The 23,879-nt window shown below is 68.5% G+C and carries 24 protein-coding genes; 17 read left to right on the forward strand and 7 right to left on the reverse strand.

Annotation, left to right across the window (positions count from 1 at the left end):
• The first annotated feature begins 256 nt into the window (after positions 1-256).
• Both ACGF3J_RS30585 and ACGF3J_RS30590 read left to right on the forward strand, forming a co-directional pair.
• A complete protein-coding gene (locus ACGF3J_RS30585) occupies positions 257-1,804 on the forward strand; it encodes an MFS transporter (RefSeq protein ID WP_202558610.1) in 1,548 nt (515 codons plus the stop codon).
• A gap of 53 nt (positions 1,805-1,857) precedes the next feature.
• A complete protein-coding gene (locus ACGF3J_RS30590; protein WP_161330747.1) occupies positions 1,858-2,355 on the forward strand; it encodes an FBP domain-containing protein in 498 nt (165 codons plus the stop codon).
• 276 nt (positions 2,356-2,631) lie between these two features.
• Here ACGF3J_RS30590 and ACGF3J_RS30595 read toward each other — a convergent pair whose 3' ends face one another.
• Both ACGF3J_RS30595 and ACGF3J_RS30600 read right to left on the reverse strand, forming a co-directional pair.
• Complete coding sequence (locus ACGF3J_RS30595; protein ID WP_202558609.1) at positions 2,632-3,825, reverse strand: HAMP domain-containing sensor histidine kinase; 1,194 nt, start codon at positions 3,823-3,825, stop codon at positions 2,632-2,634.
• A complete protein-coding gene (locus tag ACGF3J_RS30600; RefSeq protein WP_161330746.1) occupies positions 3,822-4,478 on the reverse strand; it encodes a response regulator transcription factor in 657 nt (218 codons plus the stop codon). The genes ACGF3J_RS30595 and ACGF3J_RS30600 overlap by 4 nt, the downstream gene beginning before the upstream one ends.
• Positions 4,479-4,608: 130 nt before the next feature.
• Here ACGF3J_RS30600 and ACGF3J_RS30605 point away from each other — a divergent pair, with 130 nt between their 5' ends.
• The 6 genes from ACGF3J_RS30605 (at position 4,609) to ACGF3J_RS30630 (ending at position 9,351) form a co-directional block, all read left to right on the forward strand.
• On the forward strand, positions 4,609-5,121 hold the full coding sequence (locus tag ACGF3J_RS30605) for a hypothetical protein (RefSeq protein ID WP_161330745.1): 513 nt from the start codon (positions 4,609-4,611) through the stop codon (positions 5,119-5,121).
• Between the two features lie 14 nt (positions 5,122-5,135).
• Positions 5,136-6,347: an efflux RND transporter periplasmic adaptor subunit gene (locus tag ACGF3J_RS30610; protein ID WP_161330744.1), complete on the forward strand. Its 1,212-nt coding sequence runs from the start codon at positions 5,136-5,138 to the stop codon at positions 6,345-6,347.
• A complete protein-coding gene (locus ACGF3J_RS30615; RefSeq protein ID WP_161330743.1) occupies positions 6,344-7,048 on the forward strand; it encodes an ABC transporter ATP-binding protein in 705 nt (234 codons plus the stop codon). The genes ACGF3J_RS30610 and ACGF3J_RS30615 overlap by 4 nt, the downstream gene beginning before the upstream one ends.
• An 11-nt stretch (positions 7,049-7,059) precedes the next feature.
• Complete coding sequence (locus ACGF3J_RS30620) at positions 7,060-8,232, forward strand: ABC transporter permease (protein WP_161330742.1); 1,173 nt, start codon at positions 7,060-7,062, stop codon at positions 8,230-8,232.
• A gap of 223 nt (positions 8,233-8,455) precedes the next feature.
• Complete coding sequence (locus tag ACGF3J_RS30625) at positions 8,456-8,716, forward strand: leucine zipper domain-containing protein (protein WP_161330753.1); 261 nt, start codon at positions 8,456-8,458, stop codon at positions 8,714-8,716.
• A 494-nt stretch (positions 8,717-9,210) separates the two neighbouring features.
• The gene (locus tag ACGF3J_RS30630) at positions 9,211-9,351 is read left to right on the forward strand and encodes a hypothetical protein (RefSeq protein WP_202558608.1); all 141 of its coding nucleotides are present in this window, start codon (positions 9,211-9,213) and stop codon (positions 9,349-9,351) included.
• A 178-nt stretch (positions 9,352-9,529) separates the two neighbouring features.
• Here the strand turns inward: ACGF3J_RS30630 and ACGF3J_RS30635 are convergent, their stop codons facing one another.
• The 3 genes from ACGF3J_RS30635 to ACGF3J_RS30645 form a co-directional block, all read right to left on the reverse strand.
• Positions 9,530-10,183: a TetR/AcrR family transcriptional regulator gene (locus ACGF3J_RS30635; RefSeq protein ID WP_237552700.1), complete on the reverse strand. Its 654-nt coding sequence runs from the start codon at positions 10,181-10,183 to the stop codon at positions 9,530-9,532.
• 215 nt (positions 10,184-10,398) lie between these two features.
• Positions 10,399-11,076, reverse strand: coding sequence for a DUF3159 domain-containing protein (locus ACGF3J_RS30640; RefSeq protein ID WP_161330751.1), 678 nt, complete (start codon positions 11,074-11,076; stop codon positions 10,399-10,401).
• A gap of 109 nt (positions 11,077-11,185) precedes the next feature.
• Positions 11,186-11,716, reverse strand: a complete 531-nt coding sequence (locus ACGF3J_RS30645) for a hypothetical protein (protein WP_161330741.1) — start codon at positions 11,714-11,716, stop codon at positions 11,186-11,188.
• A 740-nt stretch (positions 11,717-12,456) separates the two neighbouring features.
• On the opposite strand from ACGF3J_RS30645, the gene ACGF3J_RS30650 reads away from it, so the two are divergent.
• From ACGF3J_RS30650 to ACGF3J_RS30675, 6 genes are all read left to right on the forward strand, one after another.
• The gene (locus tag ACGF3J_RS30650; RefSeq protein WP_393855233.1) at positions 12,457-13,017 is read left to right on the forward strand and encodes a GrpB family protein; all 561 of its coding nucleotides are present in this window, start codon (positions 12,457-12,459) and stop codon (positions 13,015-13,017) included.
• Positions 13,018-13,680: 663 nt separating this feature from the next.
• Positions 13,681-15,129 (forward strand): amidase, encoded by a 1,449-nt coding sequence (locus ACGF3J_RS30655; RefSeq protein ID WP_393855234.1) that lies wholly within the window; start codon positions 13,681-13,683, stop codon positions 15,127-15,129.
• 23 nt (positions 15,130-15,152) lie between these two features.
• On the forward strand, positions 15,153-15,593 hold the full coding sequence (locus ACGF3J_RS30660; RefSeq protein WP_161330739.1) for an HIT family protein: 441 nt from the start codon (positions 15,153-15,155) through the stop codon (positions 15,591-15,593).
• Between the two features lie 34 nt (positions 15,594-15,627).
• The gene (locus ACGF3J_RS30665; RefSeq protein ID WP_161330738.1) at positions 15,628-16,359 is read left to right on the forward strand and encodes a MerR family transcriptional regulator; all 732 of its coding nucleotides are present in this window, start codon (positions 15,628-15,630) and stop codon (positions 16,357-16,359) included.
• Positions 16,360-16,551: 192 nt separating this feature from the next.
• On the forward strand, positions 16,552-17,364 hold the full coding sequence (locus ACGF3J_RS30670; protein ID WP_346346214.1) for an FAD-binding oxidoreductase: 813 nt from the start codon (positions 16,552-16,554) through the stop codon (positions 17,362-17,364).
• A gap of 242 nt (positions 17,365-17,606) precedes the next feature.
• Positions 17,607-18,020, forward strand: coding sequence for a BBE domain-containing protein (locus ACGF3J_RS30675; RefSeq protein WP_237552698.1), 414 nt, complete (start codon positions 17,607-17,609; stop codon positions 18,018-18,020).
• Positions 18,021-18,288: 268 nt separating this feature from the next.
• Here the strand turns inward: ACGF3J_RS30675 and ACGF3J_RS30680 are convergent, their stop codons facing one another.
• The gene (locus ACGF3J_RS30680) at positions 18,289-18,996 is read right to left on the reverse strand and encodes a TetR/AcrR family transcriptional regulator (RefSeq protein WP_161330737.1); all 708 of its coding nucleotides are present in this window, start codon (positions 18,994-18,996) and stop codon (positions 18,289-18,291) included.
• 251 nt (positions 18,997-19,247) lie between these two features.
• Between ACGF3J_RS30680 and ACGF3J_RS30685 the strand changes: the two genes are divergently transcribed.
• On the forward strand, positions 19,248-21,008 hold the full coding sequence (locus ACGF3J_RS30685) for a CocE/NonD family hydrolase (RefSeq protein WP_161330736.1): 1,761 nt from the start codon (positions 19,248-19,250) through the stop codon (positions 21,006-21,008).
• A gap of 448 nt (positions 21,009-21,456) precedes the next feature.
• Here ACGF3J_RS30685 and ACGF3J_RS30690 read toward each other — a convergent pair whose 3' ends face one another.
• Positions 21,457-21,999, reverse strand: coding sequence for a TetR/AcrR family transcriptional regulator (locus ACGF3J_RS30690; RefSeq protein WP_161330735.1), 543 nt, complete (start codon positions 21,997-21,999; stop codon positions 21,457-21,459).
• Positions 22,000-22,092: 93 nt separating this feature from the next.
• On the opposite strand from ACGF3J_RS30690, the gene ACGF3J_RS30695 reads away from it, so the two are divergent.
• Both ACGF3J_RS30695 and ACGF3J_RS30700 read left to right on the forward strand, forming a co-directional pair.
• Entirely contained in the window at positions 22,093-22,839 is a 747-nt protein-coding gene (locus tag ACGF3J_RS30695) for an alpha/beta fold hydrolase (protein WP_161330734.1), read from the forward strand.
• A gap of 120 nt (positions 22,840-22,959) precedes the next feature.
• Entirely contained in the window at positions 22,960-23,580 is a 621-nt protein-coding gene (locus ACGF3J_RS30700) for a hypothetical protein (RefSeq protein ID WP_161330733.1), read from the forward strand.
• The last annotated feature ends 299 nt before the right edge of the window (positions 23,581-23,879 follow it).

Below are 23,879 nucleotides of genomic sequence, written 5' to 3' on the forward strand. Positions count from 1 at the left end.
GGGGGCGCGTGCCCGAAGACGGGCCCTTCTCTTGCTGGTCACCGTGATCTCGGCACTCTCCGCCTCACGACCGGCAAGAGCGCCGGCGTGAGTGACACGCGGCTGGTGAGGCAGGCCCCGGGTGCTGTCCGCGGTTCCCGCTGCTCCCTCGCCATGCTGTGTCCCTGTGCTGCGTACACCGGCCCGTCGTCACCACTGCGACCGTCCCTGGCCGGCTGTCTCGACAGCATCTCGACACGAAACATGCGTGATCGCCATGAGCAAGAAACGTCCCGGAGGGGAATCCCTCCCCTCTACCCCTTCCACGGCCACCGACCGTTCCCCGGACCGCGAGTTGCCCGCAGCGACTCCGGCACCGGCACCGGATCCGAAACGCTGGTGGGCGCTGGCCGTCATCGCCCTCGCCCAGCTGATGGTGATCCTTGACGGCACCATCGTGAACATCGCGCTGCCCTCCGCCCAGCGCGCTCTCGGTATGTCGGACGCCGACCGGCAGTGGGTGATCACCGCCTACACGCTGGCCTTCGGCGGGCTGCTGCTGCTCGGCGGCCGGATCGCCGACCTGGTGGGCCGCAAGCGCACCTTCGTCATCGGCCTGGCCGGGTTCGCCGCGGCCTCCGCCCTTGGCGGCGCGGCGGCCGGGCCCGGGACGCTCTTCGCGGCGCGGGCCCTGCAAGGTGCGTTTGCGGCGATCCTGGCGCCCTCGGCCTTGTCGCTGCTGACGACGACGTTCACCGACACCAGGGAGCGGGCCAGGGCGTTCGGGGTCTACGGTGCGCTGGCCGGCGGCGGAAGCGCGATCGGGCTGATCCTGGGCGGTCTGCTGACCGAGTACCTGAACTGGCGCTGGTCCCTGTACGTCAACGTGCCCATCGCGCTGGCCGCCCTGCTCGGCGCACCGGCCTTCCTGCGCGACCGGTCCGGCCGTCGCGGCGGGCACCTGGACGTGCCGGGCGCGCTGCTGGGCAGCGGCGGGCTCGTCGCTCTCGTGTACGGCTTCAGCGAGGCTGAACCTCGAGGCTGGACCAGCCCGTCGGTGCTCACGCTGCTCGCGGCCGGCGTGATCCTGCTCGCCGCCTTCGTGTGGTGGCAGAGCCGCGCGGCGAGCCCACTGCTGCCGCTGCGCATCGTCAAGGACCGTGTCCGGGCCGGATCGCTCGCGACGATGGGCTTGGCCACCATCGGCATGTTCGGCGTCTTCCTGTTCCTGACGTACTACCTGCAGGTCGTCCTCGGCTACCCGCCGGTGCGGACGGGCCTGGCCTTCATGCCGATGTCGGTCGGGATCGTCATCGGCGCGACCCAGATCGCGGCCCGCCTGCTGCCACGCACGGCGCCTCGCATCTTGATGTCGTCCGGCATGGTGCTGGCCGCCGTCGGCATGGTGCTGCTCAGCAGCCTGACCGTGCGTGCGCAGTACGTCCCGCACGTGCTGCCCGCCCTGTTGCTGCTCGGTCTGGGCATGGGCCTGACCTTCATGCCGGTCTACGCGACGGCCACCGCCGGCGTGCCCGCGCAGGACGCCGGTGTGGCCTCGGCCGCCGTCAGCACCGTTCAGCAGGTGGGCGCTTCGCTGGGCACCGTGCTGCTCAACACCATCGCCACCGGTGCCACCAGCCGTTACGTCCACTCACACCTGCACGATCCGGGCCACGGCGGCACGACCCTCGACGCAGGCATGGTGCACGGCTTCTCCGTCGCCTACTGGTGCTCGGCGGGTGTCCTGCTGCTCGCCGCCCTGGTGGCGGGCCTCACCGTACGGCCCAAGACGCCGAAGCACGCCGGAACGGACGCACCGGCCTAGCGAACCGAGGTCGTGTCCCGAAAACGCCCACCTCACCCCTCGAAGGATCCTCCATGAAACCCCTGACCGAGCACGACATCCGTACCTCGTTCGTCAACTGCTCGAAGGGCGAGGCCAAACGCCTCCCCCTGCCCAAGAACCTTGCGGACCTCGACCACTGGGACGACCTGGACTTCCTGGGCTGGTTCGATCTGTCCGCGCCCGATCGCAAGTACCTCGTCGTCCAACGCGCCGACCAACTCGTCGGCCTGTCCCTACGCTCCGCTTCCGGCAACCGCGGCTTCCTGCGCCGCAGCCTGTGCTCGCTGTGCCTGACCACGCATCCCGGCAGCGGCGTCGCCCTCATGACCGCCCCCAAGGCAGGCCCGGCCGGCCGCGCGGGCAACTCGGTGGGCCTCTACATCTGCGCTGACCTGGACTGCTCGTTGTACGTCCGGGGCAGGAAGAAGGCCTCACCGGGCGGACGCATGGAGGAGTCCCTCACTGTCGACCAGCAGATCGAGCGCCTGCGCGGCAACCTCGACACGTTCGTGGAGCGGGTCTTCCACTGAGGCCGGCAGGGGCTCGACGGCCATCGTCGCCGAGCCCCTGTCCCGGACTCCTGATCGTCGCGGACAAGGGCTCGCCCCCAAGGAGTTCGAGAGTGACCTGGTCATGCCTGGGGCCGAACTGCCGCAGCCCTCGTTCAAGCGGGAGAAGAAGCGCAAGGACGAAGGCTGCTCAAGTCGGTGCGGCAATCAAGTCCCTGAACGACACCCTCAAGGGGCAGTCGGAGCGCATCGGGGTGCGCCCGAGGCACCAGAGAGAGCCCTTCGGGCAGGCGGCTCTCACCGGGGGAGGGTGGTGGTGACCATGAGCCCGCCACGCTCCCGGGGTACCGCGGTCACATCGCCGTCGTGGGAGCGCGCGATGGCTCGTACGATCGCCAGGCCGAGGCCCGAGCCACGCTCGGAGTCGGTGCGGTCCGCTCCCAGGCGGCGGAAGGGCTGGAACAGCGCCTCGATGTCCTGGCGGGCCACCACGGGGCCGGTGTTCTCGACCGTGAGGGTTGCCGCACCGTGCGGGATGGTGCGGGTCGTGAGGCGGATCCAGCCGTTCGGTTCGTTGTAGCGGATGGCGTTCTCGAGCAGGTTGTGGATGATGCGCTCCAGCATCACGGCGTTGCCCGAAGTGGTGGCGGGACTGGCGTCGAGCCGGAGGCTGATACCTGCTTCGGCTGCCTGTGACTGGTGCAACTCGGCGCTGTGACGCGCGAGGTCGGCGAGGTCGACCGGTGTCCGGTTGGCGACCTCTGTCTCGCCCTTGGCCAGCGCGAGGAGGCCGTTGATCAGTCTTTCGTTGCGTTCGTTGACGGCGAGAAGTGAGGTGCCGAGGCGCTTGGTGTCTTCGGTTGCGGTCTTGCGGCGCAGGGCCACCTCGATGAGGGTCCGGTTGATGGCGAGGGGCGTGCGCAGTTCGTGAGAGGCGTCCGCGATGAAGCGCTGCTGGTCCTGGAAGGACTTCTCCAGGCGTCCCATCATCGAGTCGAAGGTGTCGGCGAGCCGGGTGACCTCGTCGCGGGGGCCGGTGAAGGCCAGCCGCTCACTGAGGTCGCCGCGGGAGGTGATGCGGCGCGCGGTCTGGGAGATGCGGTTGAGGGGACGCAGCACGCGGCCTGCCATCAGGTAGCCGAACAGCGTGGCGACGACGGTGAGCAGGCCCAGGGCGAGGGCGCCTTGGCGGAGCAGGGACTGCAGGGTGGCGGCCCGGTAGCGGTTCTGGAGTTCGCGTAGCTCGGGACTGCCGGCCAGTCCGGCGGCGGGCTCCGACGGGAGACTGATGGACGCTTCGGGTACCGGGGCGATCCCGCCCTCCTTGTTGATCTGCAGGGCCACGCCGTCGAACCGGTCGGTCAGTCCCGCGTCGAGCAGCAGATAGGTCACGCCGAGCAGGATCACGCCGCAGGCCATGAACAGGGCGCCGTACAGGAGCGTGAGCCGGACGCGGATGGGCAGACGCGGCAGCCGCGAGGTGAGCCTCATGGGATCTGGTACCCCGAGCCCGGGACGGTCTGGATGACCGGCGGCGGCCCGAGTTTCTTGCGCAGCTTCATCACGGTCACGCGGACGACGTTGGTGAACGGATCTATGTGCTCGTCCCAGGCCCGCTCCAGGAGTTCCTCGGCCGAGACGACCGCCCCGTCCGCCCGCAGTAGTTCCAGCAGAACGGCGAATTCCTTGCGCGCGAGGGATACGTAGTGGCCGTCGCGGTAGACCTCGCGGCGGGCCGTCTCCACCCGCAGGCCCGCCCGTTCGTAGGTGGGCGGGCCCGCGGGCTGGGAGCGGCGGGCCAGGGCGTGAACGCGGGCGACGAGCTCCTCGAAGGCGAAGGGCTTGGTGAGGTAGTCGTCCGCTCCGATGGCGAGGCCCTCGATGCGGGAGGGCACATCGGAGGCGGCGGTGACCATGAGGATGCGGGTGCGGCCGCCGGATTCCACGACGGCCCGGCACACCTCGTCGCCGTGTACGACGGGCAGATCGCGGTCCAGGAGGAGCACGTCGTAGTCGTTCACGGAGAGGCGTTCCAGAGCGGAATCCCCGTCGTGCACGACGTCGACGGCGAACGCCTCCTCACGCAGCCCCTCGGCGACGGCGTCGGCCAGCATCCGCTCGTCCTCGGCGATCAGCACTCTCATGATGCCCACAGTGCCAGAGGCCGGGATAACCAGGACGTAACCGCTTGCGGTTACTGAGGGGATACCGGGCCCCGCCTCTACTGGTCCTCGGCGCCGGGAGAGACCCGGCACAGAAGGGACTGCCGAGCGCATGCGTACCACTTCGCGGACCAACTGGGGGCTGCTGGCAGCCATCCCGCTGCTGAGCCTGAGCCTGGCCGCCTGCGGGGGCGGCCCCGGCGGGAACGACGACGTCGCGTCGGCCGGCGGCGACAAGAAGGGGAGCGGGCAGCAGCTCACGCCCGCGGAGAAGACCAAGAAGTACAACGCCTGCCTGGCCGAGCGGGGCGTGGCGCCGGGGAGCGGGAAGGCCGGCGAAGACGCGCCCAAGCAGACCGCGTCGCCCGAGGAGGTGCAGGACGCGCTCGCGGCGTGCAAGGAGTTCGCGCCGACCGCGCAGGACATGGAGAAGGCACCGAAACCTGACGCACAGCAGCTCGAGCAGGCACGCAAGTACGTCAAGTGCCTGCGGGCCAACGGCTATAACGCCCCAGATCCCGACCCGGAGACAGGCGGCCTGCCGCTCGACCAGGGCGCGGACATGGACAAGCTGCAGGTGGCCGCCGAAAAGTGCCAGGCTGTCAACCCCGCAGCCCAGCGGTGACGGGCGAGACCGACATGACGCGCGAATCCACCGACGACGAGACGACCCGGATGCACGAGATTCCCCCTCGAACAGACCCGGCAACGGACCCGTCAGGGGCCTCGGCGGGCGGGTCACCAGACGGCCCGCAGTACGCCCCACCGCGTCGCCGCCGTGCCCGCACCACCGCCGCGCTGATCGTCCTCGCGGTCGTCCTCGGCGGGGCCGGCGTAGCAGCGTACGGCTTCGGCGGCGGCGACGGCGAGAAGTCCGAAACGGGCAGCGGTCTGCCGCCGGCGACCGCACTGGTGACCCACTCCGACCTCGCCCAGCAGGACACCGTCACCGGCAGCCTCGGCTACGGCGACAAGCAGCCCCTGACCAGCGGCGCGTCGGGCACCGTGACCTGGCTGCCGAAGCCCGGTGCCACCATCAGGCAGAGCCAGAACGCGCTCAAGGCCGACGGCCGGCCGATCCCCCTCATCTACGGCGACACACCTCTCTACCGCGAACTGCGCGCCGGCACGAAAGGCCCCGACGTCGCCGAGGTGGAACGGGCTCTGGCCGCCCTCGGCTACACCGGCTTCACCGCCGACGAGGAGTACTCCGACCTGACCGCGGCGGCCGTCAAGCGCTGGCAGAAGCACCTCGGAGTGCCACAGACGGGCACGGTCAAGCCCGCGGACCTGGTCGTAGCTGAGGGTGAGATACGCGTCACCGGCCAGGAGGTGCAGAAGGGCCAGAGACTCCAGCCCGGCTCACCCGTGCTGACGTACACCGGCACCAGCCAGCTTGTCGCCATCGACCTCGACGCGAAGAAACAGAAACTTGTCCGCCGTGGCGACAAGGTCACCGTCGTCCTGCCCGACGCAGCACACGTGGCCGGAACGATCACCTCCGTCGGCAAGGTAGCCAGCACTGAAGGCGGGGACGGCGCGCCGGGAGAGGACGACGGCAAGACCGTCATCAAGGTCACCGTCCAGATCGACAAGAAGGACAGAGGAAAGCTCGGCAGCTACGACGGCGCGCCCGTCGATGTGGAGATCACCTCCCAGGAGAAGAAGAACGTGCTGACCGTGCCCATCTCCGCGCTCCTCGCGCTGTCGGAGGGCGGCTACGGCGTCCAGGTCGTCAAGGGCTCCGTCAGCAGCACGGTCGCGGTGGAGACCGGCATGTTCGCGAACGGCCGGGTCGAGATCACCGGCGCCGGCCTGAAGGCGGGCGACAAGGTCGGGGTGCCGCGATGAACCACAACGTCGTACGCCTCGACCACATCACCCGCTCGTACGCCGGCGGCGTCATGGCCCTCGACGGCGTCTCGCTCGACATCCGCCGCGGCGAGCTGGTCGCCATCGTCGGGCCCTCCGGGTCGGGCAAGTCGACCCTGCTCAACATGATCGGCAGCCTGGACCGGCCCAGCAGCGGCACTGTCACCGTCGACGGCCACGACATCGCCGGCCTGGACGACCGGGAGCTGTCCGCGCTGCGCGCCCTCAGCATCGGCTTCATCTTCCAGCACTTCCACCTCACCGCGGGCGTACAGGCCCTCGACAACGTCGCCGAGGGCCTGCTGTACGCGGGCATCCCGCTCGCGGAGCGCCGCCGCGCGGCCCGCACCGCCCTGGAGCGGGTCGGCCTGGGCCACCGGGTGTACCACCGGCCGCACGAGCTGTCCGGCGGGGAGAAGCAGCGCGTCGCGATCGCCCGCGCCCTGGTCGGCGGGCCGAGCCTGCTTCTCGCGGACGAGCCGACCGGTGCTCTGGACTCCCACTCCGGCACCACCGTGATGAACCTGCTGCGCGCCCTGAACGCCGACGGCACCACCGTCGTGATCATCACCCATGACCGGGAGATCGCGGACTCGCTGCCCCGCCAGGTCCACGTTCGTGACGGGCGCATCGTGCACGACTCCGCCCAGGGCGACGTTCAGGCGGTGTCCGCGTGCTGAAGGTCTCCCGCATGAGCACCCGCGACGTCGTACGCGTCGGCGCCGCCGGGCTGCGCGCCCGCCCGCTGCGGGTCTTCCTCTCCGCGCTCGGCATCGCCATCGGTATCGCGGCGATGATCGGCGTGGTGGGCATCTCCACCTCCAGCCACGCCGAACTGCAGCGCACTCTCGACCGCCTGGGAACCAACCTCCTCACCGCGTCCCCCGGCCGGACCTTCACCGGTGGCGAGGCCGAACTCCCCGAGCGTTCCATCGACATGGCGGGCCGGATCGCCCCGGTCGAGTCCGCAACCGGCACCGGGAAGGTGACGGCGTATGTCTATCGCAACGACCACATCCCGGCCGCAGAGACCGGCAGCATCAACGTCAAGGCCGCCCGCCTCGATCTCCTGGACACCGTCGGCGGCTCTCTCGCCCGCGGCAACTGGCTCAACGCCGCCACTGCCAAGTACCCGGCCGTCGTACTCGGCAGCGGCGCAGCCGACCGCCTGGGAATCGGGGAAGTAGGCCCGGACACCCCGGTCTGGCTCGGCGGTCAGTGGTTCAGTGTGGTCGGCATCCTCAACGAGGCGCTCCTGGCACCCGAGCTGAACGACAGCGCGCTCGTCGGCTGGGACGCCGCCAAGCGGTACCTGGGCTTCGACGGACACCCCACGACAATTTACGTCCGGACGGCAGACAGCGCGGTCACGTCCGTACGCGAGGTCCTCGCCGCCACCGTCAACCCCGAGGCTCCCACCGAAGTGACCATCAGTCGCCCCTCGGACGCCCTCGCCGCCAAGGGCGCCACCGACAAAGCCTTCACAGGCCTGATGCTCGGCCTCGGCGGCGTTGCGCTCCTTGTCGGCGGGGTCGGCGTGGCCAACACCATGGTCATCTCCGTCCTGGAACGCCGCGCCGAGATCGGCCTGCGCCGTGCCCTCGGCGCACGGCGAGGCCACATCCGCACCCAATTCCTCGCGGAATCCCAGTTGTTGGCAGGACTCGGCGGGATCGCCGGAGTCGTCATCGGGGTGGGCGTCACCACCGCGTACGCCGTCGCGCAGGGCTGGCCGGCAGTCGTCCCGGCCTGGGCAATGGCGGGCGGCCTGCTCGCCACCCTCGCCATCGGGGCCCTGGCCGGCCTGTACCCCGCCGTACGGGCATCTCGGCTGCCCCCGACGGAGGCGCTGTCCGGGGCCTGATCCCAGGTGGGCGCCTCCAAGGTCTGGATGCCCGATCGCCTCGTGCCCGTCCCACTGCGGAGTTGCTCGTTGATCCTGCTCGAGACGACTGAGGGCCGCGTGCCGCGGCACGAGCTGCGGCACCCGGGTGGGGTCATGATCGTGCACCCGAAAGCGCCCCTCACCCCGGAAGGGCGTCACCGGTTGTGTCTATGCGTCGACGCCGGACGCCCCATCCGCGCACATTGCGGCGGAAGCCGGGATCTCGCGTCGCTGCCTGGCGAAGTGGTATGCCCGATGGCGGACACAGGGCGAGGACGGTCTGCTCGGCCACTCCTCCCGACCGTCTGCCAGCCCTACGGGCACCAGCGAGGGCATCGCCGACCTGGTGGAAGCGCTGCGGCGACAGATCACGTACGGGCCTGCCCGGCTCGCCGCAGAACGTGAGCGGCTGCACGAGGTCACCGTGGCGCCGGCCACCCCATCCTCGTGTGTCGCGGCCTGAACGGGCTGCGCGACCTCGACCTGCGGGGCACACCCCTTCTCGTCGAGGGCGTAGAGGGCGGGGAGCGCGGCAGTCGGGATCGCTGTAGCACAAGGTGCCACTGTAATGAGGACAGCCGTGAATGCACCCAACTCCGCACCTCTCGCGGCGCCGTCGCCGCCCCCTAGGGCCCGGCTCGCACAGCGCCTCACCGCTCTCGCTTCGCACTGCGACGACCTGACACTCGACACTGCGGCTCCGGCTCGCTGGTCGACCTCGTCGCGATCACGGGCGACCCGGCGTGTGTCGCGACGGTCGCCGACCAAGCAGGCGGGTTGTGCCTGGGCACCCTCGACTGCCTTTCGCCGACGCCTCTGCGAGGTCGGCACGGGGTGTGTCGGTGGAGGGCGGGAGGGCGCGGCCGCCAGCGGCGAGGGCGCTCTCCTCGGCGATTCGCTCCGTGCTGGTGGTCGTCTTGAGCGGCTTCTCCTTCCGGGCATGGTGTCCCCGACGTGATGCCCCTGCCCGCCCCCTTGCGCGCGCTCGTGGAGAACGCCTACGGCATCGCCACTGCAGAACTCTTCTTCTGGGCCACCCCGTTCGCCCTGCTGGCGCTGATCGCCGTGCAGTTCATCAGGGTACCGAGCGCCACCTGACAGGAATGCTTCGAGGGATCGGGAACGGGCGGTACCAGACCCGGCGCCGGTGGATCGACCTGCCCCGGGCCTGAGTCACACACGGCGAACAGCGCGGGCAGCTCGCTCGGGGCGCATGCCGAACGGGACACCCAATGCCGGTGTTTGTGTGACCTGACGGGGGCGTCGCGTACGGGTCTCAGGTCTTAGTCGCGTCCTCCACGGCGCCTCCCGTGGCAGGGCGGATCGCCTGGGCCAGGAGCTGGTGAGCATGTGCGAACTGGCGCACGTCGGCATCGCCGAGCAGGGCATTGCCGATCTCTTCGTTGACGACTCGTAGGGCGCCCGAGGCGGCCGCCGCGTGTACCTGCACCCTGATGTCGTCGCTCGGCAGGTCAAGTCGGTCGGCGATACTCCCTGACAGCTCGCGTTCTACCTGGTCACAGGCCATCAGCCAGACCGTGCGGAGCGCGGGCTCCCTGCTGCTGAGCGCGATCATCTTCATCGCGAGCGCGTCGTCGGCGCGCTCCGTTCTGTCGGCGTCGCGGCCATGCCTGCTCATCTCATCGGCGAGATGGTCATAGAGGGAGAGTTCGGGTTTCCACCGGCGCAGGACGGCCATCACCCACGCGACGCGATGCAAGATGATCGGCTCAGCGCAGCTCTCCTTGCTCCGGAAGTGCCGCCAGATGGTACGCGTCGACAGGCCCACTGCTTCGCCGATCTGATCGCCGCTGGTCGCGGCAACGCCCTGCTTCCAGAAGAGATGCGACGCCTCTCGAGAGATCTCCAACCGGATTCGGTAGCGACGCTGCTCGCTCATCCCGGGTCCGACGCGATTGCTCACCTGCATGGGGTCACCTCGTCATTCAGCCGGGGGACAAAGGCGTTGTTCAGTTGTCGCGATGCCGGCGAAGGCCAGGAAGCACCCGGCGGCGGTGTGGAGGTCGGCAACCCCACAAGAGATGACGCCCAAATCGGCCGTGGCTGCTCCGCGGTGCGGACGCGTGTGCCGGACGGGCCGTGGAGGACCGTCCGGCACGAACGGGGAGCGGGGGAGGGCGTCGGTCAGCTGCGCTTGGCGGGCAACAGTCCTACGGCCTTCAGTCGATTGTCGGAAGCCCGGGCTGCCCAGGCGATGGCCAGGAAGCCGACGGCGAGCAGTGGGTAGCCCATGGCGATCTTGGCGAAGCCCAGCGAGCCGACCTCGTCGGCCTGGTAGAGGTACTGCTGGACGGCGAACCGGGCGCCGAAGATCGCGGCCAGCACCAGCGTGGCGATGTCGTAGTAGATCCGCGAGCGCTTGTCCGCCCGCCAGACGGTGCCCTTGCCGGTCGCCGAGTTCCAGATCAGACCGGCCAAGGGCCAGCGCAGCATGACGGAGAGGACGAAGGCGACGGCGCCGGCCAGGCTCAGCCAGATGCCGATGAGAAAGAAGTCCTTGGCGGATCCCGTGTACCAGGAGATGCCGGCGGCGATCGCCACGCCGAACACGCCGCCGAGCGCGGGCTGTATCGATTCCTTGCGCATCAGCCGCTGCGCCGCGATGCCCAAGGCGACGAGTAGAGCGGCGAGGATGCCCACCTTGAGTCCACTGGCGTTGTTGGCGACGACGAACACCAGGGCGGGTAGCGCTGAGTAGATGACCCCCTTCGTGCCGCCTGCCTGTTCGAGCGCCGACTTCTTCTTCCGTTGGTCTGCCGCCTGCATGTCGATCGCCGCCTCCTGGGGGCTGGTGGTCTGCATGGTGATCAGCTCTTCCGGATTCGTCGTGGGGGCGAAATCTTGTGTCGTCACTAAGTGACATCTTGACGTCAAGTGACGAATGAAACCACTTCGTGGTACGTGATCTGAGTCACACCCCAGCGAGACCGCTGCTCAGCGAGTCGCCCATCATCATGTGGCGATCGGACTCCTTACGACGATGGAGCGATCGCCGCCACGCGGCTGGCGGAGAAGGGCACGGGCACAACTGCTCCGCGCCCGCCTCTCGCTCAGTCCGTTGCCCGGACGCCTTGGACGGCTGGGGTGAAGACGCGCCGACGTAAGGGGGCACGAGGTCTTGGCGGATGTCCTCGCTTGCGTCAGCGGGCAGTTCGCCGAACTCCCGGTTGATCGGGTGGGCAGGCAGATTGCGCACCAGTGCCCCGTAGGCTTGCAGCTGCTCCCGGCTCATCAGCCGGGTCATGACCAGCAGCAGCGAGCGGTCGGTCTCGGACAGCACCGTTGCTTCGCCGGGCGTGAGTTCCGCAGGCAGGTCGGCCGGGGCGCGCAGGTCGATCATTGCCGCGAGCTCAAGGCGGGCCCGCTGCAGCCGCTCGATGGTCGCGGCCAGCTCCGCGTCGAGCGTGCGCAGTGCCCGCCCGGGATGCTCACCCTCGTCCACCGTCTCCGCGATCTGATTCAGCGAGAACCCGAGATCAACCAGACGCTTGAGAGGAGCGTGGCGACCGCTTCGGTGCGCAGGCCGGCCTGCTTCTCGCTGATGGTCCGTGTGAAGAGGCGGCGCGGCGCTCGCGCGGCAGGTCGGCGAGAGCAGCGCCGGGGGCGACCTCCGCGAATCGTCAACTCGCCACGCTCGTAGATCTATCCCCACTGAGGAGGGTGCATAGCCGGCGAGCTACGTCGGTGGTGCTGTGCCCGTCCCACAAGCGCACCGTCTCCACCTCCCGTCGCAGACGCTGTCGGGGACGGTCACAACTGGCTCCAGACAGCCTGCAGCGCGCGGCTTCCCCGCTAACACGCGGTGGGTCTTGTCCACTTTGCCGGGCAGCCCGACAGCCTGGCCGGGCTGAAATGGTCAGCCCGAAAACAGTGAAAGTGTCCGCAGCGATGACGGGCGCAGCCCCTCATCCGAGGACCCAACAGCGCTCTGTCCCGCCTCAGGGCCTGTTGGTTCGCGCGCCGCACTCCATGCCGCTGAGCAAGGGCAACTGTGCCCGGCCCGAACATGTCGCGCTGCACGTAGAATCGACCTTTCCCGGGTCGAGCAGGAACGTGTCGCCGCTCTCGGCGCGACGACCCGCCGAGCCCGCGTGACGACGGCGAGGCTCGACGAAGCCGCCAACCGCAGCCCCCGACGATCGAGGTGGTGGACCGGCGCAAGACATGAAGGATGTGTTGGTGATGAACAACAGCAAACCTCGTCGGCCGGACGTCACGACGGTCGAGATCATCGGTGGTCCGGAAGCGCTCGAGATCGGCCTGAGCAGCTATGACGCCCGGTGGGCGGAGGTCTACCTGTATCACCGGCGTCGGATCCTTGACGCGTTGGCGGCAGTGGATGTCGATGTCGAGCACATTGGATCGACTTCGGTTCCAGGCCTTGCCGCCAAGCCGATCGTTGACATCGTCGTCGCGGTGGCCGACATCACAGCAGAGGAGGACTACCTCGACGGGCTGTTGGCCGCAGGTTACGAACTGCGGGTTCGCGAGCCAGGACATCGGCTCGTGCGTACGCCGACGCGCGACGTTCACGTACACGTATATGAACGAGGGGACGTGGCGGTTCACGAGTACCTTCTCTTCCGTGACCACTTGCGCACCCATGCAGACGATCGCGCCCTGTACGAGAGTGTTAAACGAGATCTGCTCAGCCAGCAGTGGAACGACATGAACGACTACGCCGACGCCAAGAACGACGTCATCCTCGCGATCAAGACCCGAGCCAGGTCAGCTCGCCCATGAGATGTTTTCCAACCTCCTGCTGATGCGTGGTGAGGGACGAGGACGGCCTCCCGGCGTCGCTGATCGTTGGGGTGCTGCGGCGGAGCGCCGTGGCCTTCGTGTTTCCCGGAGTAGAACGGGGTGTCGGCGGTGGTGGGGTCGATCGGCAGCGGGGTGCCGCCGAGGATGACGAACGCCTTCGCTCGAATCGCTCTCATCGCCTCACCCAGGGACGAGGCGGGGGCGGACAGAGATGGCGCGCGTCAGCCGCAGCCCACTGACGGCGTCAATTCGGCATAGCAGGAAGGCGGACAGGTCCACGCCGGCCTGCCCTGTAGTCGGACACTCTTCTGCCTCCGGTCAGCCCAACTTTCATTGCGTGCCCGCGTCTGGTGCTGCGCCCAGAACTCGGCATCGGCTGACCTCGCTAACCATGAGCTTGAGTGTGCCGTCGCGGCACAGTGTTGACTCAGACCCTCGCTGATCAACATCGCTACGCGGTGTCTGAGGCGGTCGTGACCGACCGAGACTTGCGCGAGGTCGTGGCCGGGACGCCGATGGCCCGAGGTGTCGTGACGTTGGACGTGGCTCGGACCGGGCCCCTTATCGCCTAATGGGAGCACTCGTATGGGTATCACTTGGGATGAGTACCGGGAGCACGACGCTGTCGGCCTGGCCGAGCTGGTGAAGTCCGGGGCGGTGAGCCCGGTTGAACTGCTGGAGGCGGCGATTGCGCGTGCCGACGCCGTCGAACCGACGATCAACGCGATCCGCCACCGACTTGACGACGATGCCCGTGCCCGCGCTCGCAGCCCGCTGCCCGGGCCGTTCGGCGGCGTCCCATTCCTGATCAAAGACCTGGGTCAGCACCTCGCCGGGGTTCCGACGGGCAGTGGAAATCGATCGCTGGCACGCTTCCAGCGCCCGGAGACGTCCACAGTGGTACAGCGTTGGCTCGATGCCGGTCTGGTCGTGTTCGGCCGGACAACGACCCCCGAATTCGGCGCCCGCGCGATAACCGAGCCGGTCGCGGGGGGCCCGACCCGCAACCCCTGGGACCCGTCGCGGACGCCCGGTGGCAGCTCCGGCGGGTCCGCGGCGGCCATTGCGGCCGGAGTCGTCCCGGTCGCAGGCGGGAACGACGGCGGGGGCTCCATCCGGATCCCGGCTGCAGCCTGCGGGCTGTTCGGACTCAAGCCGGGGCGGGGCGTCGTACCGTCCGGGCCGGAGGTCGACGAGGTCTTCCACGGCGCCGCCGTGCAGGGCGTGCTGTCGCGGACGGTCCGTGACTCCGCCGCGATGCTCGACGTGCTGGCCGGCTCCGCACCGGAGGACCCGTACCGGGTGGAACTGCCTGAGCGTCCTTACGCCGAGGCCGTCGTCGTCGACCCGCGCCCGCTGCGGATCGGGCTGAGCACGGTGTCCCCGCTTGGCGGACCGGTTGATCCGCAGGCCGCCGCCGCGGTTCGGGACGCGGGGGAGCTGCTCACCGGACTCGGACACGTCGTGGAGGAATCAGCCCCGGCCATCGACGGCGGGCGCCTGGCCACCGACTTCCTCACGGCCTGGTTCGCGATGGTCGCCGCCGAGGTCACGGCCGCACGGGAGTTCACCGGCTGTGCCGAGAGCGACTTCGAGATCGAGACCCGGATGATGGCTGCGATCGGCCGGAGCCTTCCGGCGCCAAAGTATCTGGCCACGCAGTCTCGCTGGCACCAGCACACCCGGGCACTGGCCGCGTTCCACGAGCGCTACGACATGCTGCTCACCCCGACCACCGCCCGGCCGGCGGGGCCGATCGGCGAGTTCGATCTCGCCTTGCCGGTCCGGCTCGCCGCACGGGGGCTGCTGGCTGCCCGGATCGGCGGTGTGCTGGGCCGGATGAACCTCGTCGAGAAACTGGCCGTCGCGAACCTCGAGCCCGCGCCCTTCACTCAGCTGGCGAACGTGACCGGGCGCCCGGCGTCGTCGGTGCCGCTCTCTCGGACGTCGGGTGGGCTGCCGCTGGGCATCCAGTTCGTCGGGCGCCCGGGTTCGGAACCCGACCTGCTGGCACTGGCCGCGCAGTTGGAGCGGGCGCGGCCGTGGGCGCATCTCTGGCCGTCGTTGCCCGATTCATCGTCCGCGGCCTGACGTCTCTGAGGACAATGTCACGTATGACTACTGTATTCTCACGCATTATCTCCGGCGAGCTGCCCGGACACTTCGTCTGGCAGGATCCGGAAATCGTCGCTTTTCTGTCCATCGCTCCGTTGCGGCCTGGTCACACTCTTGTCGTGCCGCGGCGTGAGGTCGACCGGTGGACGGACGCTGACGGGACCCTTCTGGCGCGTTGCTTCGAGGTGGCCCAGGCCGTGGGGCAAGGGGTGCAGCGCGCGTGGAACGCTCCGCGTGCCGGCCTCGTCATCGCAGGCTTTGAGGTGCCGCACTTGCATATACATGTCGCGCCGGTCTGGGACATGGGCGACTTTGATTTCAGCAAGGCCAAGCAGGAGGAGAATCAGTCAGCTTTGGCTGAAGCAGCAGAAAAGCTCCGTGCCGCCCTGCTGGAACTCGGTTATGAACAGGCACGGGACTCTGCCCCGGAGCGGAGTTGACTGTGCCGTAGCGGCACAGTGTTGGCTGAGAGTCATGAGCTGGAGTACCCGGGAGATCGCCGAGCTTGCCGGCACCAGCCTGCGGGCGGTACGGCACTACCACGAGGTCGGGCTGCTGACGGAGCCCGAGCGGCGCGCCAACGGCTACAAGCAGTACGGCGTGCTGCACCTGGTCCGCCTGCTGCGGGTCAAGCGTTTGGCTGATCTCGGGTTCTCGCTGAATCAGATCGCGGAGACGGTGGACGAGGGCGAGCATCCCGGGCGGGCACTGCGCACGCTCGACGCGGAGCTGGCCGCGACCATCGAGCGGCTGCAGCGGGCCCGCCTTGAGCTCGCGGCAATGATCGACCTGCGCGCCCCGGCCGACCTGCCTGCGGAACTCACGCCCGGCGAAGCAACGGTGCTGTCCGAGACCGACCGCTCGCTGCTGCTGGTCATGACCCGGCTGATGAGCGGGGAGCAGTTGCAAGCCTACGGGGCACTGGTGCGCAATCTGCCTGCTCACCCGATCAACCGGGAGTTCGGCGAACTGCCCGCTGACGCAGGCGAGCACCTCCGCCAAGACCTCGTGGAGCGGATGGTGCCCTACCTGCGCCGGCTGCGGCATGACCACCCGGACCTGCCGGACCTGTACACGGACTCCCCAAGGGGGGAGAAGTTCGCTCGAGAGACGATGGAGACGGTCCTGCGTGAGCTGTACAACCCGGCGCAGCTCGACGTCTTGCACCGGACCCACATGATCGTGGACGAGTCCACCCAGCCTTGACCGGGGCGGAACACTACCGAACTTCGCTGACCGCGCCGGTCTCCGGCTCCATTCCGCCGCCGGCGACGGCCGCACCGCACCCGTGAGCAACAGGCAGGAGTGACAATGCAGTCCCATGCCCATGCAGATGCCCGCCACGCAGTCAACACTGCCTTGCTGGCTGAGCTGCGGTCCAGAATCCCTGCGGGCCGTGTGCTCACCAACGGACCGGAGTACGCGAAAGCAATAGCGTTGTTCAACGCAGCCGTCGACGTCCGTCCGTCTGTCGTCGTGCGGTGCGCGACCACCACTGACGTGCAGGCCGCGATACGCGCGTCGCGCAGCCACGGGTTGCCACTCTCGGTGCGCGGCGGAGGGCATGACTTCTGGGGGCGGGCGTTCCGTCCCGGCGGACTGGTCATCGATCTGACTGACATGCGGGGCGTTCAGGTCGACGTCGGCCGCCGTTTCGCCACGGTAGGCGGCGGGGCGCTCTCGTCCGACGTCGTATCCGCTGCCGAGCGGGCGGGCCCGACGGCGGTCACCGGTACGGCGGGTGCCGTCGGCATGGTCGGCCTCACGCTCGGCGGCGGATACGGCCCCCTGATCGGGAAATTCGGGCTCGCGGCCGACAACCTGCTCGGCGCCGAAGTCGTCCTGGCCGATGGTTCACGAGTGGTCACCGATGCCGAACATCATCCGGACCTCTTCTGGGCACTACGGGGCGGCGGCGGCAACTTCGGTGTCGTGACCTCGGCGCGGATCCGTCTGCACCCAATGCCGACAGTGGTGTCGGGCACCATCCTGTACCCGATCGTCCAGAGCGCCGACATTCTCGCCGACCTCGGCGGGATCCTTCAGGACTGTCCGGATGAGCTGACGGTGGACGTGGGGTTCCTTCCCGGCCCGGACGGGAAGCCGACGGTGTACGTTGCGCCGACCTGGTCGGGGGACATCGAGGTAGGGAACGCGGAGAACGGGCCGGTGCGTGCCCTGGCCAGACTAGGTACAAACCGTGCTGGCTGAGGTTGGACCGGTCGCCCGTTCCGCGGCGTTGGCCGCGACGGACGTCATGTTCCCACCCGGGCGGATGGGCGCGATTCGCACGCGCCCTGTCCAGAGCATCTCCGGCTCCATCGCGACCGTCCTGGACCGGGTTGCCCGGGAGTTCACCTCCGTTCTCCGCGATCGTGTGGCATCCGTTTCAGGGTGCCGCCGCCCGTATTCCCCTCGGCTCGACGGCTTTCGGCCGACGCGAACCGCACCTGATGATCGAGCTGATCTCAATGTGGGAGGGCGAAAGCAACGGCAACGCAGGACCCGGCGATGGTAGGTCCCCGCACCTGCGCTGGCTGGAAGCCGTGCACGGGGCGCTCGAGCCCTTCTCGTTGCCGGGTGGCTACGTGAACTCCCTGGGGCCGGAGACTCCCGACCAGGTCGCGGAGTCCTACGTGCCGAACACCGAACGTTTGCTCGCCGTGAAGTCCGCAGTCGACCCGGACTCCGTCTTCGCCGCCACGCCGCTCCCCAGCGGCAGTGCCAACGCCGGTTCCAGGCCCGTGTCAGGCGTGGAACCAGAGAACCCGGGGGTGCCGGCGATCCCGCCAGAGAACGGCATCGGGTCGTCGGACATTGGCCACGTTGGCCTCGGGCCTTCACCAAAGGGGCCGTCCGACGGGTGATCAAACAGCGGGGGAGCGCCTCTGAACTGGGACGGTAGGGCCGTCGAAGGTCCTGTCCGACGCCCAGGGAGAAGCGCTCCCCCGGGCCAGGGCCACGGGCAGGGGAAGGCGCCACCGGCTGCTTTGTCCGGGATGGAGCCGGGAGGCTTGGCCTTGTCGTGCCCTGGGAGCGGCGGTTGAGCGGCGTACACAGTACGTGCAGCAGCGGCCATGTCCCCTCCTGCCTCCGTGGGTGAGCCCATCGGAGTGTGCCGCGCAGGAGGACCGCTTACGCCTGTTGACCGGCGGTGCCCCCGTCCGGCGCCTTGTCGACCTGGACCGGGTCGCCCACGGCGCCCCCGGTGGCCGTGCGGACAGCGTCCGCAATGAAAGCGAAATTCTCGTCGCCGAGCTCCCGCGGATCGGTGCCGTCCAGAAGGCCAGCTCCGACGTACTCGTTGATGACTCGCAGTGCGGCAGAGGCGGCCGCAGCGTGCAGACGTACCTCTAGGTCGTCGGGCTTGAGTCCGAGGCGAGTCGCGATGACCGCTGCCAGTTCGTGTTCCACCTGGTCGCAGGCCATCAGCCAGGCCGTCCGCAGGGCCGGTTCGGTCTCGGCCAATCGAATCATCTTGACGCCCAGCCCGGCATCGGCCTGCTCCGAAGGGCTGATCTCGCTGACCAACCGCCTCGCCTCCGTGGCGAAGTGCTCCTCCAAAGAGCGGTGCAGCGGCCAACTGCGCAGAGTGGCCAGTTCCCACTCCACGCTCTGCGCAACGATCGGCTCCGCGCAGCTCTCTTTGCTTCGGAAATGACGCCAGATGGTGCGGGTCGACAGGCCCACCGCTTCGGCGATCTGGTCACCGCTCGTTCCGTCGACGCCCTGCGCCCAGAACAGGCGTGCCGCCTCCCGCGAGATCTCCAGACGCACACGGCGGCGGCGCTGTTCACTCATCCCGCCGCGGCTGCGTTCGGTCGATACCACGTCGTCGGCCATCTTTTTTCGCACCCTTTCACCATCCTGCTCACTCAGTGCCATATTGACATTAAGTGACGCTGTGCGCCAGCTCGCGCGCACCTGGGTCCGGACCCGGCGCACCCGCTTGCAATACCTGTCACTTAGTGTCAATGTCACTAAGTGACAGATGGTTCAGCCGTGCGATGGCCTTGCCGCTCGCTGTGCGAGGCCGCCTGCGCAGCGACTGATCCCCTTCCGAGTCCACCCCTACCCGAGCTCCGGAGTACCGCATGAGGAAACGACCAGCCTCCACCACCGCAGCTCTGCTCACGGCCTGTGCTCTGACATGCGGCCTCATAGGGGCAGCGGTCGCCGCGCCAGACCAGGCAGCCGACGGCGGCCGAGCCGGGGAGACCACCGTCGCCACTGCTACTGATTCGGTCACGCACGAGGAGAACGAGCGAGTGCCGGAGGGGGCGCGCTGGACCCAGCACTACTTCCCGTCCTCGGACGCCTCCAAGACCGAGCTGCACGCCGACGTTCTGCTTCCTGAGAAGCTCCCCGAGGGCGCGAAGGTGCCCGTCATCATGTCGGCCGGTACGTACTTCGGTCACTCGGGCGAGATGGAGGTCGAGGAGGAGCACGCCGGCCCCTCAGAGCGCTTTCAGGACCTCCTGGAGGGGGCCGACCTGTTCGACAAGGGGTACGCCTTCGTCATGGTGGACACACGAGGCTTCGGCGGCTCCACCGGATGTCTCGACCTCGGCGGGCCCGGAGACCAGGCCGACGTCAGGGCCGCGATCGACTGGAGCGCTGAACAGCCCTGGTCCACAGGCGCGGTGGGAATGTACGGGAAATCCTTCGACGCTTACACGGGTCTCCTCGGCAACAACGTCAAACACGATGCGCTGAAAGCCGTCGTCGCCCAGGAACCCATCTGGGATCTGTATCAGCAGCTCCACTCCAACGGTGTGCCCCGCCCGAACAGTGTCCAGTTGCCCACCAGCTACAACCGCATTGCCGGCCTGGCCCAGTTGCCGGACGAGGACAAGCGGTACCGTGCCAACGCCGCGTACGAGAAGAAGCACCCCGAGTGCCTGATGCTCAACTCCTTCGGCCCCTCCATCGGCGACCCGGACGACCCGTACTGGAAGGATCGCAGCCCGGCCAGGAAGGCGAAGGACACCACTACCCCCCTTCTCTTCACCCAGGGCACCGCCGAGCCCAACACCCTGCCCGTGGGGATGGAGGAGTTCCTCGCCAACCACCGCGGCCCTCAGCGGGCCTGGATCGGCCCCTGGGACCACGTGCGCGGCAATGAGCGCACACAGGACGGGAGGCTCGCCATGGGCCGCGCGACCTGGTTCGAGGAGACCTTGTCCTTCTTCGACGAACACCTCAAGGGCATCGACCCGAAGACCCAGTACCCGAACTATGCCGTCCAGGACAACCTGGGCAACTGGCGCGCGGAGAAGTCCTGGCCCGCAGCGAACCGCTCCGCGAACCTCCGTCTCGCCAACGGCTCGTACGTGGACAGCGGAGCAGGTTCGCAGCCTACGTCCCCAGAAGGAGAATCCGGTCGTGACGCTGGAAGCTTCCTCGTCTGGTCAGGGCCTCTCGAGGCGGCCACCCGGGTCACCGGCACACCCCGAATCACCATGACGGCCAAAGGTGAGGGGAACGTCATGGTCAAGCTGTACGACGTGGACGAGGACGGCAACGCTGTCGCATTCGATGAGCGAGTGTCCCGGCTGGACCGGGACCGGCTGGACATCGGCCTGAAGTCGACCGACTGGACTCTGCGGGCCGGCCACCGCCTCGCCGTGGAGATCGGCTCGGTGCGGACCGGCGACTGGCTCGACACCCCCTCCAAGCAAGAGATCCGGATCAGCAACGCCCGTCTCCAGCTGCCCTTGGACAACCCGGCTGAAGACATTGCGACTGGTGGCGACCAGGCGCCGTGGCTCGACACCTTCATGCAGATCAACGCGGCGCAGCTGAAGCCCGGCCCGGCCACGTTCACGGTGCCCCCGGCCCGCGCGCGGAGCTGAGGAACGCCACACGCCAGACATCCTCGGCGCGTTGGCCCACGGGGCGGAGCACCGCCACTGACAGCCCACCGACCAGAGCGAACGACAGACGCCTCGAGGCAACCGTCGCAGGGCAGACACGCTTCGTGTACTTGGATGATCTGCCCCACGGGCCGGCCACCGAGCTGATCGAAACCACCGGCGAAGACACCTGACCGCGACATGGTTCCGGACGGACGCGACAACGCAGCGGGATCTCACATCCTGCGGGTCGCGTCCGCCAACGTTCACGAACGTCGCCATCTTCTCCGCTCGGGCGTGCGGACAACGGTCCGTGCGCCAAACCGTGACTGACGACCGGCGGACATCCCGGAAAGCCCGCCGTGCTCCGAAGCGCCTGCGTGTCCACGCCAAGGAGTGCTGCCTGACGTCCGAGTCCGAGCCCAGCCCGTGCCCAGATCCCCAGCCGTCAGGGGGTGGGCGCGATGCCGACGCGGAGGATGTCGAGGTAGTTGTCGATCGCCTCCCCCTGCCGCTCCGCCGGGTGCTCACTGACGGCGTGAATCAAGCCACACAGGAGCTTGAGCAGGTTTTCGCCGGTGAGGGCAGAGGTGGGGCGGATGCGTGCGAGCAGGTGGGAGGTGACTTCGACCAGCTCTCCCTTGGCCCGGTGCAGGGAGTCCGTCTCGTCGGACCCGGTGATCAGGATGTCGGTGAGGCCCGGCTGCGCCAGGGCCGTCAGGAGCGCCGTGCGGAGGAAGTCGATGAGCGCCTTGGCAGGATCGGGGTGTCCGCATGCCGCGGCCGCCGCGTCGGCAAGCTCTCGGACAGCCTCCTCCAGGACGGACTCCAGCATGGCCCGCTGCGTAGGGAAGACCCGGTAGACCGTCCCGACCCCCACGCCCGCCCTGCGCGCAAGCTCGTTGAGGGTGAGCACTGTCTCCCCGCCGATGACGGCCCTGCGGGCCTCATCGAAGATCCTCTGCCTGTTGCGTACGGCGTCCGACCTCATGAACCCTCCTTCACATACCTATATGGATAACCTATCAGGTTGGTGTTACGGTTAAGTCGATAAGCAATCCACTTCACTTTGCCGGGAGCGGTCATGACCGTTGTGTTCATCCATGGAGTACCGGAGACGCCCTCTGTCTGGAACGACCTCCGAGGCCGGATCGACCGCCCCACCACGGCCCTGCGGCTGCCCGGATTCGGCAGCCCTCGTCCGGCTCACCTGGAGGGCAAGGAGGCGTACGCCGACTGGCTGGCGAACGAACTGCGCGCCTTCGGTGAGCCTGTCGACCTCGTGGGCCACGACTGGGGTGCACACCTGGTGATGCGGATCGTCTCCGCCTACGACGTTCCGGTACGCAGCTGGGTGTCCGACGTCGCACATGGCTGGCACCCCGACTATCAGTGGCACGAGGCGGCCACCCTCTTCCAGAAGATCCCGGAGGGCGAGGAGATGCTCGCGTCCTTGCGCGCACAGACCCCCGGCAGCCCGACCTTCGGGGACTTCCTCCGCCCCCGGGGGATGACCGCCGAACTGGCCGCGGAAGTCGACACCGTGCACGACGAGGAGATGAGCACGGCCATCCTGGCGCTTTACCGCTCGGCCTGGCCCAACTTCTACACCGACTGGGGGAAGGACTTCGACCGCCCCGCTCAGGTTCCGGGGCTCATCCTGATCCCGACCGGCGATCCCATGGCGCAGCCCGCGATGGACCTGGATATGTCCACGCGAATCGGGGCACAGGCAGTGGAAATGGACAACCTCACCCACTACTGGATGCTCCAGGATCCTGATCGAGGCGCGGAGGTACTCAACCGATTCTGGGACTCCCGGCCCGCATGACATCCGCTACCGGCGGGCGACGTCCTCGCGGGTGATGAGGGCCGCTTGCACGTGAGCGCTCCGTAGCCATCGTTGACAGTTATTCTTGTCACGCAAGATATCGACAGGTAAACTTGTCGCATGAACGATGTGATCCCGACCCCTGGCAGGAACGACGAGAACTTCTGGACCACCGTGATGACTCTGGTGGAGCCCGCCTGGTGTGAGCCCACCGAGGGCGACTCCTTCGCCATGGACGACAAGGTGCTGGAAGCGGTCCGAGTGCTGGCCGAGGGGATCTCGACCCGTGCTCTCGCCTATCGCGCCGCCGACAAGCCCTTCGATACCGCGCTCATGGCCGCTCCCGATGTGCAGCTGGCCATGCTGAGGTCGCTGTACGAAGCCAAGCTGTCCGTCGACCGACTGGCCGAGAGTGCCGCCACCGTCGCCGGCCGCAGTGGAGCCAACTACGCGCAGCTGGGCGCGGCCTGGGGCGGCATCAAGCGCCAGTCGGCCCGCCTCAAGTGGCCGCACGCAGTGACCAAGAAGGCTGCCGGCGAGTCCGTCCCGCTTCAGTACGCGGGGGGCGGCGCCGTCATCCACCATGACCCGGATGCCGACGCCTGGTGGTTCACCGCCACCGCCGCGGATCAGCAGGAGAAGGAGTCCGAGGCCGTCCACGCCTCCTCCGCCGAGGCCATCGCCGGAGCGACCGAGTTCCTCTTGTCGCACGCCCTTCCCGCCCGGCAGACGCAGGCCTGACCTCGCTGCCGCAGCTACGCGAAGCGTGGGAGCCGACTCCCTGAGCCGGCGAGCGGACCATGATCGTTTTCACTGGGATTTCTTGTACGCCACTACGCACACCCACTATCAGGCGGCCCCTCACGTGTGGCGCCCGGCCGCAGATCAGCGCCCCGAGGGTGGGGAATCAAGGTGAGCCGGTCCGGGGAACTGGTGAGCACAGGGTGGGGAAGTTCAACGAGCCTCATCCTCCCCGCGGGTGCAGGGAGGTGAACGTATCCATCGACGTGCCGACCGGCTCCGTGGACCATCCCCGCGGG

This window comes from Streptomyces sp. NPDC048171 (assembly GCF_043202655.1).
Classification (GTDB): domain Bacteria; phylum Actinomycetota; class Actinomycetes; order Streptomycetales; family Streptomycetaceae; genus Streptomyces.

What these genes read in the sequence shown, in the direction of transcription:
- ACGF3J_RS30585 (WP_202558610.1), top strand. Translation starts at nt 257, where the DNA reads ATGAGCAAGAAACGTCCCGGAGGGGAATCCCTCCCCTCTACCCCTTCC.
- ACGF3J_RS30640 (WP_161330751.1), bottom strand. Translation starts at nt 11,076, where the DNA reads ATGCAGACCACCAGCCCCCAGGAGGCGGCGATCGACATGCAGGCGGCA.
- ACGF3J_RS30615 (WP_161330743.1), top strand. Translation starts at nt 6,344, where the DNA reads ATGAACCACAACGTCGTACGCCTCGACCACATCACCCGCTCGTACGCC.
- ACGF3J_RS30665 (WP_161330738.1), top strand. Translation starts at nt 15,628, where the DNA reads ATGAGCTGGAGTACCCGGGAGATCGCCGAGCTTGCCGGCACCAGCCTG.
- ACGF3J_RS30695 (WP_161330734.1), top strand. Translation starts at nt 22,093, where the DNA reads ATGACCGTTGTGTTCATCCATGGAGTACCGGAGACGCCCTCTGTCTGG.
- ACGF3J_RS30675 (WP_237552698.1), top strand. Translation starts at nt 17,607, where the DNA reads ATGATCGAGCTGATCTCAATGTGGGAGGGCGAAAGCAACGGCAACGCA.
- ACGF3J_RS30635 (WP_237552700.1), bottom strand. Translation starts at nt 10,183, where the DNA reads ATGCAGGTGAGCAATCGCGTCGGACCCGGGATGAGCGAGCAGCGTCGC.
- ACGF3J_RS30690 (WP_161330735.1), bottom strand. Translation starts at nt 21,999, where the DNA reads ATGAGGTCGGACGCCGTACGCAACAGGCAGAGGATCTTCGATGAGGCC.
- ACGF3J_RS30630 (WP_202558608.1), top strand. Translation starts at nt 9,211, where the DNA reads ATGCCCCTGCCCGCCCCCTTGCGCGCGCTCGTGGAGAACGCCTACGGC.
- ACGF3J_RS30650 (WP_393855233.1), top strand. Translation starts at nt 12,457, where the DNA reads ATGAACAACAGCAAACCTCGTCGGCCGGACGTCACGACGGTCGAGATC.
- ACGF3J_RS30595 (WP_202558609.1), bottom strand. Translation starts at nt 3,825, where the DNA reads ATGAGGCTCACCTCGCGGCTGCCGCGTCTGCCCATCCGCGTCCGGCTC.
- ACGF3J_RS30660 (WP_161330739.1), top strand. Translation starts at nt 15,153, where the DNA reads ATGACTACTGTATTCTCACGCATTATCTCCGGCGAGCTGCCCGGACAC.
- ACGF3J_RS30685 (WP_161330736.1), top strand. Translation starts at nt 19,248, where the DNA reads ATGAGGAAACGACCAGCCTCCACCACCGCAGCTCTGCTCACGGCCTGT.
- ACGF3J_RS30610 (WP_161330744.1), top strand. Translation starts at nt 5,136, where the DNA reads ATGACGCGCGAATCCACCGACGACGAGACGACCCGGATGCACGAGATT.
- ACGF3J_RS30605 (WP_161330745.1), top strand. Translation starts at nt 4,609, where the DNA reads ATGCGTACCACTTCGCGGACCAACTGGGGGCTGCTGGCAGCCATCCCG.
- ACGF3J_RS30620 (WP_161330742.1), top strand. Translation starts at nt 7,060, where the DNA reads ATGAGCACCCGCGACGTCGTACGCGTCGGCGCCGCCGGGCTGCGCGCC.
- ACGF3J_RS30700 (WP_161330733.1), top strand. Translation starts at nt 22,960, where the DNA reads ATGAACGATGTGATCCCGACCCCTGGCAGGAACGACGAGAACTTCTGG.
- ACGF3J_RS30680 (WP_161330737.1), bottom strand. Translation starts at nt 18,996, where the DNA reads ATGGCCGACGACGTGGTATCGACCGAACGCAGCCGCGGCGGGATGAGT.
- ACGF3J_RS30600 (WP_161330746.1), bottom strand. Translation starts at nt 4,478, where the DNA reads ATGAGAGTGCTGATCGCCGAGGACGAGCGGATGCTGGCCGACGCCGTC.
- ACGF3J_RS30590 (WP_161330747.1), top strand. Translation starts at nt 1,858, where the DNA reads ATGAAACCCCTGACCGAGCACGACATCCGTACCTCGTTCGTCAACTGC.